We start from the raw sequence: 17,270 nt of genomic DNA, 5'->3' as shown, positions 1-17,270 counted from the left end.
GCTAAATCACGTATCCGCTTTCTCCTCTGCCCACGAGTGTGACCAAAAAAATACGCTCACGTACTAATCTATCCCTACACCGCTCAAAAATCGAAAGCGAGTGGCCTTCCGGCTCCCAGAAACGTATGGTTAACAATGTGTTAATACTGGAGGCTGAAGTGGCGCGGGTAAAGAAGAAAAATCTTGACGGGGCAAGTCTGATTACCCCGGATACTGTCGCAAAAGAGATTTTTGCACGCAGAACCGAAACATTCGATGAGCAGTTCGCAGTTGCGAAAGCAGAGGTGGCGCTCATTCTCGAATTGGCACAGCAGCAATTCGACAATGGTGTTGCGGCGCGTGAGATAATACATCGAACAGCGGGCGCACTGCATGGCCTGCGAGAGAAGCTCCACTCCAGCGTGTGGGCTGAACTGATTCCGCTGGTACAGAATCACCCGGTTTCGGTCCATTTTCTGGAAGACCCGTTCACGCGCTGGTCATTCGAAAAGCCGCGGGGTTATTCGGGCGATGCGCAGCTGCTCGATTTCATCTACGGCCATGACAGCGTCGCTGACGTGGTGAACAGGGCGACGCCGCTCGGTGCGGCCCTTTACGATTATACCAAGGACGCCAGTTCCTCGGTCGCCGTGCGTGAGCGGCGCGATCTGCTGACGCGCTTTGTCGACGAGGCGGCGGCCCGGCACGGCGGGGAGACGGAGATACTCACCATCGCCTCCGGTCATCTGCGTGAGGCGGATGCGTCCGTGGCGCTGAAAGAGGGTGGAATCAAGCGCTGGGTGGCGCTCGATCAAGATCCCTTGAGCGTCGGTTCCGTCGCCCGCGATTTTAATGGCACCTGCATCGAGGCGATCGACGGTTCCGTGCGCGATATTGTTCTGCGCACGCAGGAACTCGGCACCTTCGATCTCATCTATGCCGCCGGTCTTTACGATTACCTGAACGATCGCGTGGCGATCAAGCTGACGCGGCGCTGCATGGACATGCTGAAACCCGGCGGCATGTTCCTCTTCGCCAACTTCTCGGAAGACATCGTCGTCGACGGTTACATGGAAACCTTCATGAACTGGGCGCTGCTTTTGCGCTCCAAGGCGGATATGTGGCGCATCGTCAATGCCAGCGCCGATCCCGCAAGCATCGAGGCGGAGGTGTTCTTCGGCGAGAACCACAATATCGTTTACGCCACGATGCGTAAGAAGATGTGAAGCAAGAGCCGCGCTCGTTAGGTTTTCGTGGAAGGCCGGCGCATGCTGCTTGTTTCTTCTCCCCACCGGGGAGAAGAAACGTGCGGAGACACCCTGCGCATTCCGCAGTACGCCGGCTTCCGCCTTCGCCAATAACCATTTGATTAAACCCTGTCGCGGGCCTAAGAATCCGCGCCGGATGCGTTGCAAAATGGAATGGCTGAAATGAAGAGATATTATTCGGATATGGGCGGTCTGCCGGGGCAGACGGAACTGCTGTCGAGCAAGGCTGTTTTCAAGACCGCCTATGCGGTGATCCCCAAGACTGTCATGTCCGATATCGTGACAAGCGTGCTGCCGCACTGGACCGGCACCCGGGCCTGGATCATCGCCCGGCCGATGACCGGGTTTTCCGAGACCTTCGCGCAATATATCGTCGAGATACAGCCGGGCGGCGGCAGCGACCGACCGGAGCCGGATGAGAGGGCGCAAGCGGCGATCTTCGTTGTGGAAGGCGAGATGACCGTGGCGTTCGAGGGTGCGCAGCATGCGCTGCGGGAGGGCTCGTTCGCTTTCCTGCCGGCCGGCGCGCGCTGGCAGGTCAGGAATTCCGGCAAGGCGCCCGTCAAATTCCACTGGGTGCGCAAGGCGTTTCAGGCGGTCGAAGGGCTGGAGCCGCCGCCGGCGATCTTCACGCATGAAGACGAAAATGCCATGTCGGCCATGCCCGATACCGATGGCAAATGGGCCACGACGCGCTTCATCGATCCGGAAGACGTGCGTTATGACATGCACCTCAACATCGTCACCTTCGAGCCGGGTGCGACCATTCCCTTCATGGAAACCCATGTGATGGAACACGGTCTTTATGTGCTAGAAGGCAAGGCCGTCTACCGGCTCAACGAAGACTGGGTGGAAGTGCAGGCGGGCGATTTCATGTGGCTGCGCGCCTATTGCCCGCAGGCCTGTTATGCGGGCGGCCCCGGCCGGTTCCGTTACCTGCTCTATAAGGACGTGAATCGTCACGTGAAGCTCTGGTAACGGGTGTAACACCGTAAAACCCGTGAATTATCGCGTAATCCGGCGGCTTGCGCGATAAATGCTTGCGTTAGATTGAATATCCCTAATAAATCCTGAGATGCGGGCGGCTGTCGCCGTTCCGCACCCTTTGGCCTCCCCCCGCATCTATCCTTGAGAAGACTGCCGTATGAGTGAGACAATCGATACCAATGTCTTCAATCTTGCGCCCGTGGCGATGTGGATCGAAGATTTCAGCGCGGTCAAGAGCCAGTTCGATATCTGGCGGGCAGAGGGTGTCGAGGATATCAGGGCATTTCTTCTGGAAGATTTATCGCGGGTGGCGGCCTGTTCGCAGAAAATCCGCGTCATCCAGGTCAACGCCAAGACGCTCGAACTGTTCGAGGCGCGCGATCAGGCGCATCTCGTCGACAATCTGCACCGGATCTTTCGCGACGATATGCTCGAAAGCCATGTGAACGAGCTGTCTGAACTCTGGGCGGGCAAGACGGAATTCACCAGCAATGCGGTGAATTATTCGATCGGCGGCAGGCGGCTTGACATCCAGCTGCGCGGTGCGGTCATTCCCGGCCACGAAGATGGCCTCAGCCGGCTGCTTTTGACCACCGAGGATGTGACGGAGCGGGAGGAGGCCCGCCGCAAGGAGCTTCTCAATCGCCGTTATGCCGAAGGCATGTTCAAGCATTCGCCCGTTTCGCTCTGGGTGGAGGATTTCAGCCGGGTGCGTCGACTGATCGAGGAGGTTCGCGAGCGCGGCATCATCGATTTCCGGGTGTTCATGGATGTGCATCCCGAATTCGTGCGGCAGTGCATGAGCGAGATCCGTGTCATCGATGTCAACCGCGCGACGCTCGACCTGTTCTGCGCGCCGGACCGGCAGGTTCTGCTGCACCGGCTCGGCGATATTTTCCGCGGCGAGATGGAAAAGCCGTTCCGGGAACAGCTGATGGAGCTTTGGAACGGCAATCTCACCCATCACCGTGAGGTGGTGAACTATGCGCTTGACGGCTCGGAGCGGCATGTTCTCCTGCATTTTTCCGTCTTTCCCGGCCATGAGCATGATTGGTCGCTGGTGCAGGTGGCGCTGACGGATATTACCGCGCGCAAGAAGGCGGAAGCATATCTGGAATATCTCGGCAAGCACGACGTGCTGACCAAGCTGCACAACCGCGCTTTCTATTCCGACGAGCTGAACCGGCTGGAGCGCAGCGCGCTCAGGCCGGTTTCGGCCATCGTCATCGATCTCAACGGTCTGAAGGACGCCAATGACAAGCTTGGCCACGATGCGGGCGACGCTTTGCTGCGGCGGGTGGGCGAGGTGCTGAACGGCGTGGTGACCGCGCCGAACCATGCCGCCCGCATTGGCGGCGATGAATTCGCCATCCTTCTTCCCGGCGCCGACAGGCAGATCGCCGCCGCCATGGTCGAAACCGTCTATGAACTGCTGAAGATCAACAACCAGTTTTATTCCAGTGCGCCGCTCAGCCTCTCCTTGGGAGTGTCGACCAGCGAGGCGGGCGAGACCATGGAATCCCTGGTGCGCCGCGCCGATATGAACATGTACGAGCAGAAGAACGCCCACTACGCGGCCCTGCGCAACAGGTCCGCCGATAATAGCGATACGACGAAGAACGGGTCGCCGGAAGCCACCTCGCTGAAACGCCTGTTCTGAACGGGCGGGCAGGGTGCGCCTGCGGCGCCGGGCTTGGCCCTCGTCGCCTTGATAATCGGCGCTATACCGTTGTTCCGGGATCTGCCAACGCTGCAGGTGATCGGACCTGTCCCGAGCGTGAGGTGAAAAGGGTTTCCGGATTTGCATCAATCCGGCTGTCGCCCTATGCCCGGCCACATGCTGATCGGCTCGCCGCTCCTCCGCACAACACCTTTGCACATCGTCCTGCACTATTCACAAGCGCGTGAGGCGCTTTTGCGCTGCAACAATTCCGTTGCCAGAATTTTACATACGTCTTAGTATGTATGTAAATGTGACCTATTTTATGGATTCGGAGCGCAGTATGGCGAAGAAATTGGGGCAGATCGTGGCGGTGTTGTTGACGGGCATCGTTCTGGTCGGATGTGGCGACGAGCAGGCGTCTGCGCCCGGCGCGCCGCCGCCCGGCGGGGTCAAGGTCGTGACCGTGAAGCCGGAGGAGTTGCCCATCACCAATGAATTGCCGGGACGCATCGCGCCGACGCGGCTTGCCGAAGTGCGTCCGCGCGTTTCCGGCATCATCGTCGAGCGGGTGTTCGAGCAGGGCTCACTGGTGAAGGAAGGCGATGTTCTCTACCGGATCGATCCCGCGCCGTTCCAGGTGCGCGTCGACAGCGCCGAAGGCACATTGCGCCGGGCGCAGGCCGCACAGCTGCAGGCGCGGCAGACGGCCGACCGGCAGCAGCAGCTGCGCCGTTCCAATGTCGGCTCGCAGCAGGAGTTCGACAATGCCATCGCCCTGCTGGCGCAGGCCGATGCCGAGGTGGCGGTTGCCGAAGCCGGTGTGGCGGAAGCAAGGCTCAATCTGCAATATGCGGATGTGAAGGCTCCGATCAGCGGCGTCATCGGCAGGGCGCGCATCACCGAGGGTGCGCTCGTCAGCGCTACCGGTTCGGAAAGCCTGGCGACGATCCAGCAGCTCGATCCCATCTATGCCGACTTCACCCAGCCGGCGGCCGATCTCATTCGCCTGCGCAAGGCGCTGCAGGACGGCCAGCTGATGACCGGCCCGAACGAGGCCGAAGTCAACCTGCTGTTCGATGATGGCAGCCGTTACCCCGTTCCGGGCCGCCTGCTGTTTTCCGAGGCGGCGGTGGATGAGACCACCGGCCAGGTGACGCTGCGCGGCGAATTCCCCAATCCGAACGGCGATCTGCTGCCGGGCATGTATGTCCGTGTGCAGATCCAGCAGGGCATCCAGAAGGCGGCCTTTGCCGTGCCGCAGCAGGCGGTGCAGCGCGATGCGGGCGGGCAGGCGAGCGTGCTTGTCGTCAATGCCGAAGACACCGTCGAACAGCGCCGCGTCAGCGTCGGTCGCTCCATCGGTGATCGCTGGGTGATTTCGGACGGCCTGAAGGATGGCGACCGCGTCGTCGCCGAAGGTTTCCAGAAAACCGCGCCGGGCGCCAAGGTGAAGCCCGAGCCGTGGTCTGCGGAACCTGATGTCGCTGCTGCCGGCAGCGAGGCTGCAGCCCCTGCCGCGAAGCAATAAGGACCGATTTAATGGCACGTTTTTTCATCGATCGGCCCATTTTTGCCTGGGTCGTCGCCATCTTCATCATGCTGGCGGGCCTGCTCGCCATTCCCATGTTGCCGATTGCGCAATATCCGAATGTGGCGCCGCCGCAGATTTCGATCGGGACCAGCTATCCGGGCGCCGCGCCTGAGGACATTTACCAGAGCGTCACGCGTCCCATCGAGGAAGAGCTGAACGGCGTTCCCGGCCTGATCTATTTCGAATCGACCTCGGAATCCTCGGGCCGCATTTCGATCAACGTGACGTTCGAGCCCGGCACCAATATCGGTGAGGCGCAGGTCGAAGTTCAAAACCGCATCGCACGCGTTGAACCCCGCCTGCCGCAATCGGTGACGCAGCAGGGCCTGCGTGTCGAACAGGCCGGCACCTCGTTCCTGATGATGGTGGCGCTCACCTCCGTTGACGGCAATACCGACGCCATCGGTCTCGGCGATTATCTGAGCCGTAACGTGCTGGGCGAATTGCGCCGTGTGCCGGGTGTGGGCAGCGCGCAGTTGTTCGCCACCCAGCGTTCCATGCGCATCTGGATGGACCCGGACAAGATGCTGGGCCTCAGCCTGACCTCGAACGATGTCATCAACGCCATCCAGGCGCAGAACTCGCAGGTCGCCGCCGGCCGCATCGGCGCATCGCCGAACCCCGTCGGCCAGCAGATTTCCGCGACCGTCAACGTGCAGGGCCAGCTGACCTCGCCGGAGGAGTTCGGCTCCATCGTGCTGCGCGCCAATCCGGACGGTTCTTCCGTGCGGTTGCGCGATGTCGCGCGCATCGAGGTGGGTGGCGAGAGCTACAACTTCTCGAGCCGCCTGAACGGCAAGCCGAGCGCCGCCATCGGCGTTCAGCTGTCGCCGACAGGCAATGCCATGCAGACCTCCGAGGGCGTGCGCGCCACGATGGAGGAACTGTCGCGTTATTTCCCGCAGGGTATCGAATATGAGATTCCCTACGACACCAGCCCCTTCGTTAAAATCTCGATCCAGAAGGTGATCAACACGCTGGTGGAGGCGATCATCCTCGTCTTCGTGGTGATGTTCGTTTTCCTTCAGAACATCCGCTACACCATCATTCCGACGCTCGTGGTGCCCGTGGCGCTGCTCGGCACCTGCGCCATCATGTATGTCTCGGGTTTCTCGATCAACGTTCTGACCATGTTCGCCATGGTTCTCGCCATCGGCATTCTGGTGGATGACGCAATCGTCGTCGTCGAGAATGTCGAGCGCATCATGGCGGAAGAGCATCTGTCGCCGAAGGAGGCGACCCGCAAGGCGATGGGCCAGATTTCCGGCGCCATCATCGGCATCACGCTGGTGCTGACGGCGGTGTTCGTGCCGATGGCCTTCTTCCCGGGTGCTGTCGGTATCATCTACCAGCAGTTCAGCCTCACCATGGTGGTGTCCATCCTGTTCTCGGGCTTCCTCGCGCTGTCGCTCACGCCCGCGCTCTGCGCGTCGTTCCTGAAGCCGATCAAGGCCGGGCACCATGAGAAGAAAGGCTTCTTCGGCTGGTTCAACCGCAACTTCGACAAGGCGTCGCATAAATATTCCTCGTCCGTGGGCGGCATCATCAAGCGTTCGGGCCGTTTCATGGTCATCTATGCGGCGCTGCTGGCCGGTCTCGGCTGGGCCTATATGCAGCTGCCGAGCTCGTTCCTGCCGAATGAGGACCAGGGCTATCTGATCGTCGATATTCAGGCGCCGGCGGAAGCCAGCACCGAGCGCACCCTGCAATCCATCCAGCAGATCGAGAAGATCTTCATGGAAGAGCCGGCGGTGGAACGCGTCATTGCGATTTCGGGCTTCTCCTTCTCCGGTTCCGGCCAGAATGCCGGCCTTGCCTTCGCCACGCTGAAGGACTGGAGCGAACGCGGGCCCGAGGATTCGGCCGCTGCGATTTCCGCTCGGATCAACGGCAAATTGTGGGGGATTCCGGATGCCATGTCCTTTGCCCTGTCGCCGCCGCCGATCCAGGGTCTCGGCAACTCCAGCGGTTTCACCTTCCGTCTCCAGGACAGGTCGGGAGCCGGCCAGACCGCGCTCAGCGCGGCAGGCGCACAGCTCATGGCTGCCGCCCGCCAGAGCCCCATCCTTGCCGGCCTTCGTATCGAAGGCATGCCGGATGCGGCGCAGGTCAATCTCATCATCGACCGTGAGAAGGCCAACACCTTCGGCGTCACCTTCAGCGACATCAACGCCACCATCTCGGCCAATATGGGGTCGTCTTACGTCAACGACTTCCCCAATTCCGGCCGCATGCAGCGCGTGACGGTGCAGGCGGAGCAGGGCCAGCGCATGAAGACGGAGGATCTGCTGAACCTCAACGTCCGCAACGCCAATGGCGGCATGGTGCCTGTCAGCTCCTTCGCCACGGTGGAATGGGTGCGCGGCCCCTCGCAGGTGGTGGGTTACAACGGCTACCCGGCCATCCGCATCAGCGGCCAGTCCGCGCCCGGTTATTCCTCGGGTGACGCCATTGCTGAAATGGAGCGTCTGGCCAGCGAATTGCCGAGCGGTTTCGGTTTCGAATGGACCGGCCAGTCGCTGCAGGAAATCCAGTCGGGCTCGCAGGCGCCGGCGCTGATCGGCCTCAGCGTGCTGTTCGTCTTCCTGCTTTTGGCGGCGCTTTATGAAAGCTGGTCCATTCCGCTTTCCGTCATGCTGGTGGTGCCTCTCGGGGTCATCGGTTCGGTGGCGGCGGTGATGCTGCGCGGCATGCCGAACGACGTCTACTTCCTGGTGGGCCTCGTCGCCATCATCGGCCTGTCCGCAAAGAACGCGATCCTGATCATCGAATTCGCCAAGGATCTGCGGGCGGAAGGAAAATCCACCTATGATGCGACGGTGGAGGCGGCGCACCTGCGCTTCCGGCCGATCCTGATGACCTCGCTTGCCTTCTCGCTCGGCGTGCTGCCGATGGCGATTGCTTCGGGCGCCAGCGCGGCGAGCCAGAACGCCATCGGCACCGGCGTGCTCGGCGGCATGATCTCGGCGACGATCCTTGCGATCTTCTTCGTCCCCGTCTTCTTCGTCTTTGTCATGAAGATTTTCGGCGATAGGAAGAAAGAGAGCCAGATTGCTGCTGACGCCGTATCGCCGGCGGAATAAAACGGATGCAGGGCCAGCCCGGGACTACGTGATTACGTCCATGTGAAGAGGGGCTGGCGACAGAGAAAAGGCACGGTGCGAAAGCGCCGTGCCACGATTGGAAGGAGAAACAGGAATGCGCCGTACCAAGGCCGAGGCAGAAGAGACCCGTCTGGCGATCCTTGCCGCTGCCGAGCGGGTGTTCTTCAAGAAGGGCGTGGCCAACAGTTCGCTGGACGAGGTGGCGGCCGCGGCCGGAGTGACGCGCGGGGCGATATACTGGCATTTTTCCAGCAAGGCCGACCTGTTCATCGGCCTCTACGAATCCGTGGCGCTGCCGGAATCGGATCTGCTGGATTTCGGCGATCCTGATCTCAAAGGGGCGGCGCTGCTGGCCAAGATCGAGGAAGCGGCGTGCCGGTGGCTTGCGCTTCTGGCGGAAGACGAGCAGCGCCAGCGCATCATGACCATCAGCCTGCGCACCAATTATTCCGACGAATTCGCCCCCGTCCTGCGTGCTCAGGAAGAGCTGGATCGTTACCACAAGGACCGGCTGGAGGCTGCTTTTGAGCGTGCGCAGGCCGAAGGTGTCTTCAACGACAACTGGACGGCGGAATCGGCGCTCGGTGCGCTCTACTGGCTGATCAAAGGCATAGTTTACGACTGGCTGCTGTTCGGAAAGCGTTTCGATCTGGTGAAGGAAGGCGCAGAGGCCATGCATCGCCTCATGAAGGGGTTCCAGCACCCCCCGACGCCATGATGGAAGGCCGCTGCACCAGCGCGCCGCTCCAGTCAAATTTGAGTGTATTCTAAAAGACCAGCGAAAATTGCTTTACGTACCTCAAAACGGACGCTAGCTTCTTCTTCGAGCTTTGGGAGGAGTTCGCAGATGGTCATTTCAGGTAAAATCAAGGGGCAGGCGCCGTTCGTTTCCGCTGGCAGCCGGTGACGGCACATGGCTTCTGCTGACGAAGCTCCAGACCCGGCCTTCATCCGGACGGTCGGGCTGTCTAAATCCTTCGGGCCGGTACAGGTCCTGAAGGATATCGAGATCGCGGTGCGGGCCGGCGAGGTCCATGCGATCATAGGCGAGAACGGCGCCGGCAAGTCGACGCTGATGAAGCTGCTGGCGGGCAATGAGAAGCCGTCGCGGGGTGAAATCCTCATCGATGGTGCAGCCGTTTCGCTCGGCGGGCCGGTGGATGCCGAACATCGCGGCATCGTTCTCGTGCACCAGGAAATATTGCTGGCCCCGGATTTGACGGTGGCGCAGAACATTTATCTCGGCCGCGAGGTGCGCCGGGGAGCCATGGTGGACGACCGCGCCATGCGCGCCGGCGCCCGCAAGGCGATCGCCGATCTCGGCGCTACGATCGATCCGGACGCCATTGTCGGCAGCCTGTCGATTGCCCAGCGGCAGCTCGTTCAGATCGCCCGTGTTCTGCTCGTGCCGCATCGCGTCGTCATTTTCGACGAGCCGACGGCGAGCCTCACGCCCATCGAGACGGATGCGCTGCTGAATGTCATCAGGGATATCAGGGCGAAGGGCGTTGCCGTGCTTTATATTTCGCACCGCCTGCCTGAAGTGAAGGAGATTGCCGACCGGGTGACGGTGCTGCGCGACGGCAGACTGGTCGCCTCCCATCCGGCATCGGCGCTGGAGCCTGCCGACATGGCGCGGCTGATGGTGGGGCGCGACGTTGCCAAGCTTTATCCCGACCGCGCCGCCGGCGGCGAGCACGAGCCGGTCCTGCAGGTGGAGCATTTCACCGTTCCCGCTTATGCGCAGGATGCCGGCTTCAGCCTGCGCAGGGGTGAAATCCTCGGTTTCGCGGGTCTGGTCGGCGCCGGCAGAACGGAACTCATGGAAGGAATACTCGGCCTGCGCGCCGGTCGCGGAACGGTGCGTCATAACGGCAGGCCGGTGCATTTCGCAAAGGCGGAAGACAGCCTGAAGGCCGGCATCGTTTATCTGAGCGAGGACCGCAAGGGCAAGGGCCTGCTGCTTGGCAAGGATCTGCGGGTCAATCTGACGCTTGCTTCGCTCAGGAAATTCAGTCGGCTGTTCCAGATCGATATCCGCCGGGAGACGGCGGCGCTCGACGATGCGGTCCGCGATTTCGACATCCGCACCGGCCGCAAGGATCTGCTGGCCGGCCAGCTCTCCGGCGGCAACCAGCAGAAGCTGCTTCTGGCCAAGATGATGCTGCTCGATCCGTCCATCGTCATCATCGACGAACCGACGCGCGGCATCGATATCGGCACCAAGGAACAGATCTACCGCTTTATCGCCAAACTGGCGGATGAGGGGCGTTCCATCATCGTGGTTTCTTCGGAAATGCCGGAACTGATCGGCATCTGCGACCGCATTCTGGTGATGCGGTCGGGCCGGATCGTCGGTGAGGTGACCGGTGAGCGCATGACTGAAAACGACATCGTGGCGCTGGCGACGGGTGTTCACACGCAGGAACCCGCCTGAGCGCCCGGCGTCCCGGGAAACATGGCCCGACAAAGAGACCGAGGGGAAACATGACTGAGGCCGCACTTGATAACGGCAAGACGCCGAAGACCTCTAAGGACTGGGATCTGCGCGCCGTAGCACCCTTTGTGGCGCTGGCCCTGCTTCTGGTTCTCGGCGCCATCGCCAATCCCAATTTCATCGGCATCGACAATCTTCTGAACGTCGTCACCCGCAGCGCCTTCATCGCCATCATCGCGCTTGGCGCAACCTACGTCATCACGTCGGGCGGGCTCGATCTTTCGGTCGGCGCCATGGTGGCTTTCGTCGCCAGCCTGATGATCCTGTTCATGAATAGCGGCGTCATCGCCAGTCCGCTTCCGATGCTGCTCACCGCCATGGCGCTGGCGCTCGCCATTGGCGCGGCCTGCGGGCTGACGAACGGTCTCATCACCACCATCGGCCGTATCGAGCCCTTCATCGCCACGCTCGGCACCATGGGCATCTATCGCGGCTTGACCACATGGCTGTCGCAGGGCGGCGCGATCACGCTGCGTAACCCGGAAATCCAGACGCTTTATCGCCCGGTCTATTTCGGCAATATCCTCGGCGTACCGGTGCCTGTCATTGTCATCTTCGTCACCGCTGCCATAGCCGCCTTCGTGCTTTACCGCACCCGTTATGGCCGGCATCTGACAGCCGTTGGCTCAAGCGAGGATGTCGCACGATATTCCGGCATCTCGGTCGCCCGGGTCCGCACCATCGCTTATGTGGTGCAGGGGCTCTGTGTCGCCGTTGCGGTGCTGCTTTACGTGCCGCGTCTTGCCTCCACCTCCGCCACGACAGGCATGTTGTGGGAGCTTCAGGCGATCACCGCCGTCGTCGTCGGCGGCACGGCGCTGAGGGGCGGGGTGGGGCGCATCTGGGGTACGATCTGCGGCGCTTTCATTCTGGAGATCGTCGGCAACATCATGATCCTGTCGAACTTCGTCAGCGAATATCTGATCGGCGCCATTCAGGGGGCCATCATCATCATCGCCATGCTGGTGCAGCGTTCGCTCAGCCGCAGGTGACGCATCACGCCGCGCCATGTGGGGCAGGCGCGGTCGAAGGAGGAACGCCCCGGTCTTGGGAGGAAAGAGACTATGCGTAGTAAATTCATCGGCGTGGCCTTTGCCGCGCTGGCCACGGTGCTTGCCGCTTCAGCGCATGCGCAGGACAAGAAGGTCACCATCGGCGTATCCATTCCGGCCGCCGACCATGGCTGGACGGCGGGCGTCGTTTATCACGCCGAGCGTGTGGCGAAGCTGCTGATGCAGGAACATCCGGGGCTCAATGTCATCGTCAAGACATCGCCGGATGCCGCCAATCAGGCGAATGCGCTCCAGGACCTTGCCGTGCAGGGGCTCGACGCGCTTGTCGTCTTGCCGTCCGATCCCGATCCGCTGGTCAACGCCATCAAGGAGATCAAGGACAAGGGCACCTTCGTCGCGCTGGTCGACCGCGCGCCGAGCGTCAACGACAATTCGATCCGCGATATCTATGTAGCCGGCAATAACCCGGCGCTTGGCCAGGTGGCGGGCGAATACATCAAGAAGACAACGCCGAACGCCGAAGTCGTGGTCATCCGCGGCCTGCCGATCCCGATCGACCAGCAGCGCCAGGATGGTTTCGACAAGGGCATTGCCGGTTCCAGCGTCAAGGTTCTCGACCGCCAGTACGGCAACTGGAACCGCGACGACGCCTTCCGCGTGATGCAGGACTATCTGACCAAATACAAGAAGATCGACGTGGTCTGGTGTCAGGATGACGACATGGCGATTGGTGTGCTGGAAGCCATCCAGCAGGCGAAACGCACCGATATTCAGTATATCGTTGCGGGCGCCGGTTCCAAGGACATGATCAAGAAGGTTATGGACGGCGACAAGCTGGTGCCGGTCGACGTGCTCTATCCGCCGGCGATGGTGGCGACCGCCATGCAGCTGACGGCCGGGCATTTTTACGACCAGGTGCCGGTCGCGGGTGAATATATCCTCGATGCGACGCTCATCACCAAGGACAATGCCGAGCAGTTCTATTTCCCGGATTCGCCGTTCTGATAAGGGTTCCGGCCATGCGACGCCCGCTGGAAGGCGGGCGTAGTGATGGGCGGAAACCTTTTTCTCGACACGCGAAGGAGGGAATGCAGCAAACATTTCCTCACACGCGACGTCATCCTCGGGCTTGACCCGAGGATCCACCGCCTGCCGAAACATGGATCCTCGGGTCAAGCCCGAGGATGACGGAGGTGCGGGCTCTCTGCGGCCAAAACACCCGCGTCCTCACCCATTCTTCCTGAACCACGCCGAAAGATAATCCACGAAGCTGCGCACCTTGGCGGGCAGGTAGCGGCGATGCGGATAGACCGCGTAGATGCCCCTGTCCTTCGAAATATAGTCATCGAACAGCGTCACCAGCTCGCCGGACTGGATATAGGGCCGGGCGATGAAATCCGGCACCATGGCGATGCCGAGGCCGGCGCGGGCGGCGCGCAGCGTCGCCTGCGGGCTGTTGACCTCGATCGGCCCGCTGATGGCGACGGAGTTCGAGCCGCCATCCGGTTCGAAATAGCGCACGGAGTTATGAAAGCGCGTATTGGTGTCGATGATGAAGGGCACGCGGGCGAAATCCTGCGGCCCGTCGAGCGGCCCGTATTGTGCCACGAAATCCGCCGTCGCCACCGCATAGACCCGGAAATCGGAAAGCTTGCGGGCGATGAGGCCCGAATCTTCCAGCCGGGTGATCCGAACGGCAAGGTCGAAACCTTCCTCGATCAGGTCGACGAATCGGTCCTCGGCGACGATTTCCAGCGACAGTTCCGGATTTTCCTTGGCGAAGTCTATCAGGCTCTGGCCGACATCGGCGTCGATGAAGGTGCGGGGAACGGAAATTCTGAGCTTGCCCTTCAGATCGGCATTTTTTTCGCGCACCAGATCGGCGAGGTTGTCGATCTCCTTCAAAATGTCGGAAGCGGTGCGGTAATAGGTGTGCCCAGCCTCCGTCAGCGAAAACTGCCTTGTCGTGCGGTTGAGGAGCAACGCGCCGAGATCGTCCTCCAGTTCCCGCACATATTTGGATAGCAGCGCCTTGGAGCGCCCCGTCTTGCGCGCCGCGGCGGAAAAACCCTCCGCTTCGACAACATCGATAAAGGCGCGAATGCGGGTCAGCGTGTCCATGAAAATTCTCCGGTTCGTTCCACATAATTGAACGCTGGAGGGCGACTGTTCAACCTTAAAATCGCTGCCGAAAAAATCCGCGATATGATGAAAAAATCCTCTTGATTATGACGGCGAATATTCTTATTTCCCGTGCTGCCCAAAGTCGCACGTGCCCATGTGTGTCCGCCGATTCCTCGATGTGGTGAGGATTTAGGTAAGGTACCTGGAACTAACCCCTCCAGTCGCTATTCCGGCCAACCGGAAAATGCGAGGACATACGAAGCAACGACGGTGCGGGCCTTTCTGGTTCTCTGCCGGCTTTCCATCAGCCGGGGTACTAAAGAGGCACACCATCATTGCCTGAAGTGCGGTCGGGTCATTCCCTCCAATCCATGGCAGACAAAGCCGAATGATGCTCTGGCAGGGCATCGTTCACATTCGCGCCTTGAGCGTATGCTATCGATTCTGCGCCTCCACCGGCTGATTCGAATGCATATCTCGAGCGTCCTTTGTCCTTCGGATTTTTTCCGAAGCCGGTTTTATAGGGAATATATCGATGACGACTGCACGCATTCTCGACTTCATCAAGACCCGACGTCCCGAAGGCCCTTGCCTCGTGGTTGATCTCGACGTCGTGCGCGACAATTTCAACGCTTTCCGGCATTCCCTGCCGAATAGCGCCATCTATTACGCCGTCAAGGCAAACCCGGCTCCCGAAATTCTGAAGCTGCTCGCTTCGCTCGGCTCCAACTTCGATTGCGCCTCCGTGGCTGAAATCCAGATGGCGCTCGATGCCGGTGCGACGGCTGACCGTATCTCCTTCGGCAACACCATCAAGAAGGAACGCGATGTTGCGCGCGCCCATGCGCTCGGTATCGATCTCTTCGCCGTTGATAGCCATGAGGAAGTCGAGAAGGTTGCCCGCGCTGCTCCCGGCGCCCGCGTATTCTGCCGTGTGCTGACGGATGGCGAAGGCGCCGAATGGCCGCTGTCGCGCAAGTTCGGCTGCGTGCCGCAGATGGCTGTCGACGTTCTCGTCTACGCTCATCAGCTCGGCCTGGAATCCTACGGCGTGTCCTTCCATGTCGGTTCGCAGATGATGAATCTCGACGCATGGGATGCGGCGCTGGCCGATGCCAAGCGCGTATTCGCATCGCTTGCCAAGCAGGGCATCCACCTGCAGATGGTCAATATGGGTGGTGGTTTCCCGACCAAGTACCTGCGCGACGTTCCCGCCGCCGAAGAATACGGCCAGGCGATCGACACGGCGCTGCGCAAGCACTTCGGCAACCATATCCCGAAGACGATCATCGAGCCGGGCCGCGGCATGGTCGGCAATGCCGGCGTCATCAAGGCGGAAGTCGTTCTCGTGTCGCGCAAGTCCGACAATGACAACCACCGCTGGGTGTTCCTCGACATCGGCAAGTTCGGCGGTCTCGCCGAGACGATGGACGAGGCTATCCGTTACCCGATCCGCACCGAGCGCGATCAGGACGAGATGGAGCCCTGCGTTCTGGCCGGTCCGACCTGCGACAGCGCCGACGTGCTGTATGAAAAGAACATGTACCCGCTGCCGGTCTCGCTGACCATCGGCGACGAAGTTCTGATCGAAGGCACGGGCGCTTACACGACCACCTATTCGGCGGTCGCGTTCAACGGTTTCGAGCCGCTGAAGGCCTACGTCATCTAAGGCATCGAACCGAAAAGCGTTACGCGGTTTTCGGAAAATCCGATGCTCATTAAAAGTCCGAGCGCCGTCCGCTGAGCAGGGCGGCGTCTCGACCAAGCTTCCGTTCCGGCCCTGCCGATTGTGCTGTTGCGCAAATCCCTGCTTGCTGCACCTCTTCCAGCCGAGGAAAGCGTGTCGGCGGGCCGGAACGGCTCCACCAATTTTTCATCAAGGGCCGCGTGTGGGCGGTAGTGTGACGGGAGGCCAAGGATGGCCGCTCTTTTGAATTCGGTACGGGCATTTTTCACGCCGCAGACATTTCATGTCGATCAGGAAAATCCGGGCGATGTCGTCGCCCGTGAGAACCTGCTTGACCGCGCCATGGGCGCTGGCCGCCGCCGCAAGTCTTCCGAAAAGCTGCGCGCGGGCCGCGTTCCGGCCGAAGGCCTGGCGCTCGTCGCCCGCGATGAGGACGGCCATGTCATCGGCACGATGCGCCTGTGGAATGTCGAGGCCGGCATCTCGCGCGAGGGCCGCGCCGTCGAAGCGCTGCTGCTCGGCCCGCTGGCCGTCGATGCCGCCCATGAGGGCAAGGGCATCGGTTCGGCGCTGATGCGCGCCGCCATTGCCGAGGCCACCAAGCGTGGCCACGGCGCCGTTCTTCTGGTTGGCGATGCGCCCTATTACGAGCGTTTCGGCTTTTTCGCCGACAAGGCCCAGCACCTCATCATGCCCGGCCCGTTCGAGCGCAGCCGTTTCCTGGCGCTGGAACTGAAAGCCGGCTGGCTTGAAGGCGCTGTCGGTTTGCTGGTTGCGAGTGGCCGACGGCTCTCGGCCTGAGACTGGCCCTCGCTGCTGATATCAAACCTCGGCCCAAAGCCGGGGTTTATTGTTTCTGCTTTATGGCCATGGGGTTGGCCGTTGCCCGCCGATAATTTCTCGGCACCTCTTGCACGCGGAAATTTACGGGTATATACCCGAGACAAATGCCAAACGATAGCTGCCATTGCATCCTGTTGCGCAAAGCATCCCGCAAGGTCTCGTCCTATTATGACGAGGCCCTAGCGCCGCTTGGCGTCAATATCGGCCAGTTCAGCCTGCTGCGAAACATCAACCGCACCGCGCCTGTTTCGCTGACCGATCTGGCCGCGCGGGTGGAACTGGATCGCTCCACTGTCGGCCGCAACGCCAAGGTGCTGGCGCGCATGGGGCTGGTGGCCATCGGTCACGGCGAGGATCAGCGGGAAGCGATGCTGACCGTGACGAAGGAAGGCCACGCGATCCTGAAGGCGGGCGCGCCGCTCTGGGATGGGGTGCAGGATGAAATAGAGGCCCGGCTTGGGCCTGAGAAGACAGCGCAATTGCAGGAACTGCTCGCAGCCCTGTGATTTTTGGG

13 protein-coding genes are annotated in these 17,270 nt (G+C 61.1%); 12 read left to right on the top strand and 1 reads right to left on the bottom strand.

Annotated elements, in window-relative coordinates; genetic code table 11:
• Nucleotides 1-158 precede the first annotated feature (158 nt).
• The 9 genes from N5D22_RS25040 (at nt 159) to N5D22_RS25000 (ending at nt 13,107) form a co-directional block, all read left to right on the top strand.
• On the top strand, nt 159-1,205 hold the full coding sequence (locus tag N5D22_RS25040; RefSeq protein ID WP_279658716.1) for a class I SAM-dependent methyltransferase: 1,047 nt from the start codon (nt 159-161) through the stop codon (nt 1,203-1,205).
• A 195-nt stretch (nt 1,206-1,400) separates the two neighbouring features.
• The gene (locus N5D22_RS25035; protein WP_279658715.1) at nt 1,401-2,225 is read left to right on the top strand and encodes a bifunctional allantoicase/(S)-ureidoglycine aminohydrolase; all 825 of its coding nucleotides are present in this window, start codon (nt 1,401-1,403) and stop codon (nt 2,223-2,225) included.
• Nucleotides 2,226-2,391: 166 nt separating this feature from the next.
• Nucleotides 2,392-3,894 (top strand): sensor domain-containing diguanylate cyclase, encoded by a 1,503-nt coding sequence (locus tag N5D22_RS25030; protein ID WP_279658714.1) that lies wholly within the window; start codon nt 2,392-2,394, stop codon nt 3,892-3,894.
• A gap of 301 nt (nt 3,895-4,195) precedes the next feature.
• Entirely contained in the window at nt 4,196-5,425 is a 1,230-nt protein-coding gene (locus tag N5D22_RS25025; RefSeq protein WP_279658713.1) for an efflux RND transporter periplasmic adaptor subunit, read from the top strand.
• An 11-nt stretch (nt 5,426-5,436) separates the two neighbouring features.
• A complete protein-coding gene (locus N5D22_RS25020; RefSeq protein WP_279658712.1) occupies nt 5,437-8,571 on the top strand; it encodes an efflux RND transporter permease subunit in 3,135 nt (1,044 codons plus the stop codon).
• 115 nt (nt 8,572-8,686) lie between these two features.
• Nucleotides 8,687-9,310 carry a TetR family transcriptional regulator gene (locus N5D22_RS25015; protein ID WP_279658711.1) on the top strand — a complete coding sequence of 208 codons (624 nt, stop codon included), beginning with the start codon at nt 8,687-8,689 and terminating at the stop codon, nt 9,308-9,310.
• A 195-nt stretch (nt 9,311-9,505) separates the two neighbouring features.
• The gene (locus N5D22_RS25010) at nt 9,506-11,029 is read left to right on the top strand and encodes a sugar ABC transporter ATP-binding protein (RefSeq protein WP_279658710.1); all 1,524 of its coding nucleotides are present in this window, start codon (nt 9,506-9,508) and stop codon (nt 11,027-11,029) included.
• A 50-nt stretch (nt 11,030-11,079) separates the two neighbouring features.
• Nucleotides 11,080-12,081 (top strand): ABC transporter permease, encoded by a 1,002-nt coding sequence (locus N5D22_RS25005; protein ID WP_279658709.1) that lies wholly within the window; start codon nt 11,080-11,082, stop codon nt 12,079-12,081.
• A gap of 72 nt (nt 12,082-12,153) precedes the next feature.
• The gene (locus N5D22_RS25000) at nt 12,154-13,107 is read left to right on the top strand and encodes a substrate-binding domain-containing protein (protein WP_279658708.1); all 954 of its coding nucleotides are present in this window, start codon (nt 12,154-12,156) and stop codon (nt 13,105-13,107) included.
• Between the two features lie 222 nt (nt 13,108-13,329).
• On the opposite strand, the gene N5D22_RS24995 is transcribed toward N5D22_RS25000, so the two are convergent.
• Complete coding sequence (locus tag N5D22_RS24995) at nt 13,330-14,223, bottom strand: LysR family transcriptional regulator (RefSeq protein WP_279658707.1); 894 nt, start codon at nt 14,221-14,223, stop codon at nt 13,330-13,332.
• 538 nt (nt 14,224-14,761) lie between these two features.
• On the opposite strand from N5D22_RS24995, the gene odc2 reads away from it, so the two are divergent.
• The 3 genes from odc2 (at nt 14,762) to N5D22_RS24980 (ending at nt 17,262) form a co-directional block, all read left to right on the top strand.
• On the top strand, nt 14,762-15,895 hold the full coding sequence (gene odc2 / locus N5D22_RS24990) for an ornithine/lysine decarboxylase (RefSeq protein WP_279658706.1): 1,134 nt from the start codon (nt 14,762-14,764) through the stop codon (nt 15,893-15,895).
• A 249-nt stretch (nt 15,896-16,144) separates the two neighbouring features.
• The gene (locus N5D22_RS24985) at nt 16,145-16,714 is read left to right on the top strand and encodes an N-acetyltransferase (RefSeq protein WP_279658705.1); all 570 of its coding nucleotides are present in this window, start codon (nt 16,145-16,147) and stop codon (nt 16,712-16,714) included.
• 146 nt (nt 16,715-16,860) lie between these two features.
• Entirely contained in the window at nt 16,861-17,262 is a 402-nt protein-coding gene (locus tag N5D22_RS24980) for a MarR family winged helix-turn-helix transcriptional regulator (RefSeq protein ID WP_020813347.1), read from the top strand.
• Nucleotides 17,263-17,270: the final 8 nt, after the last annotated feature.

The sequence above is a fragment of the Agrobacterium sp. GD03872 genome (genome assembly GCF_029840625.1).
GTDB classification, from domain to species: Bacteria; Pseudomonadota; Alphaproteobacteria; order Rhizobiales; family Rhizobiaceae; genus Agrobacterium; species Agrobacterium fabrum_A.
The sequence above is the reverse complement of the archived record's forward strand: the minus strand, read 5'-3'. Positions and strand labels throughout refer to the sequence as shown.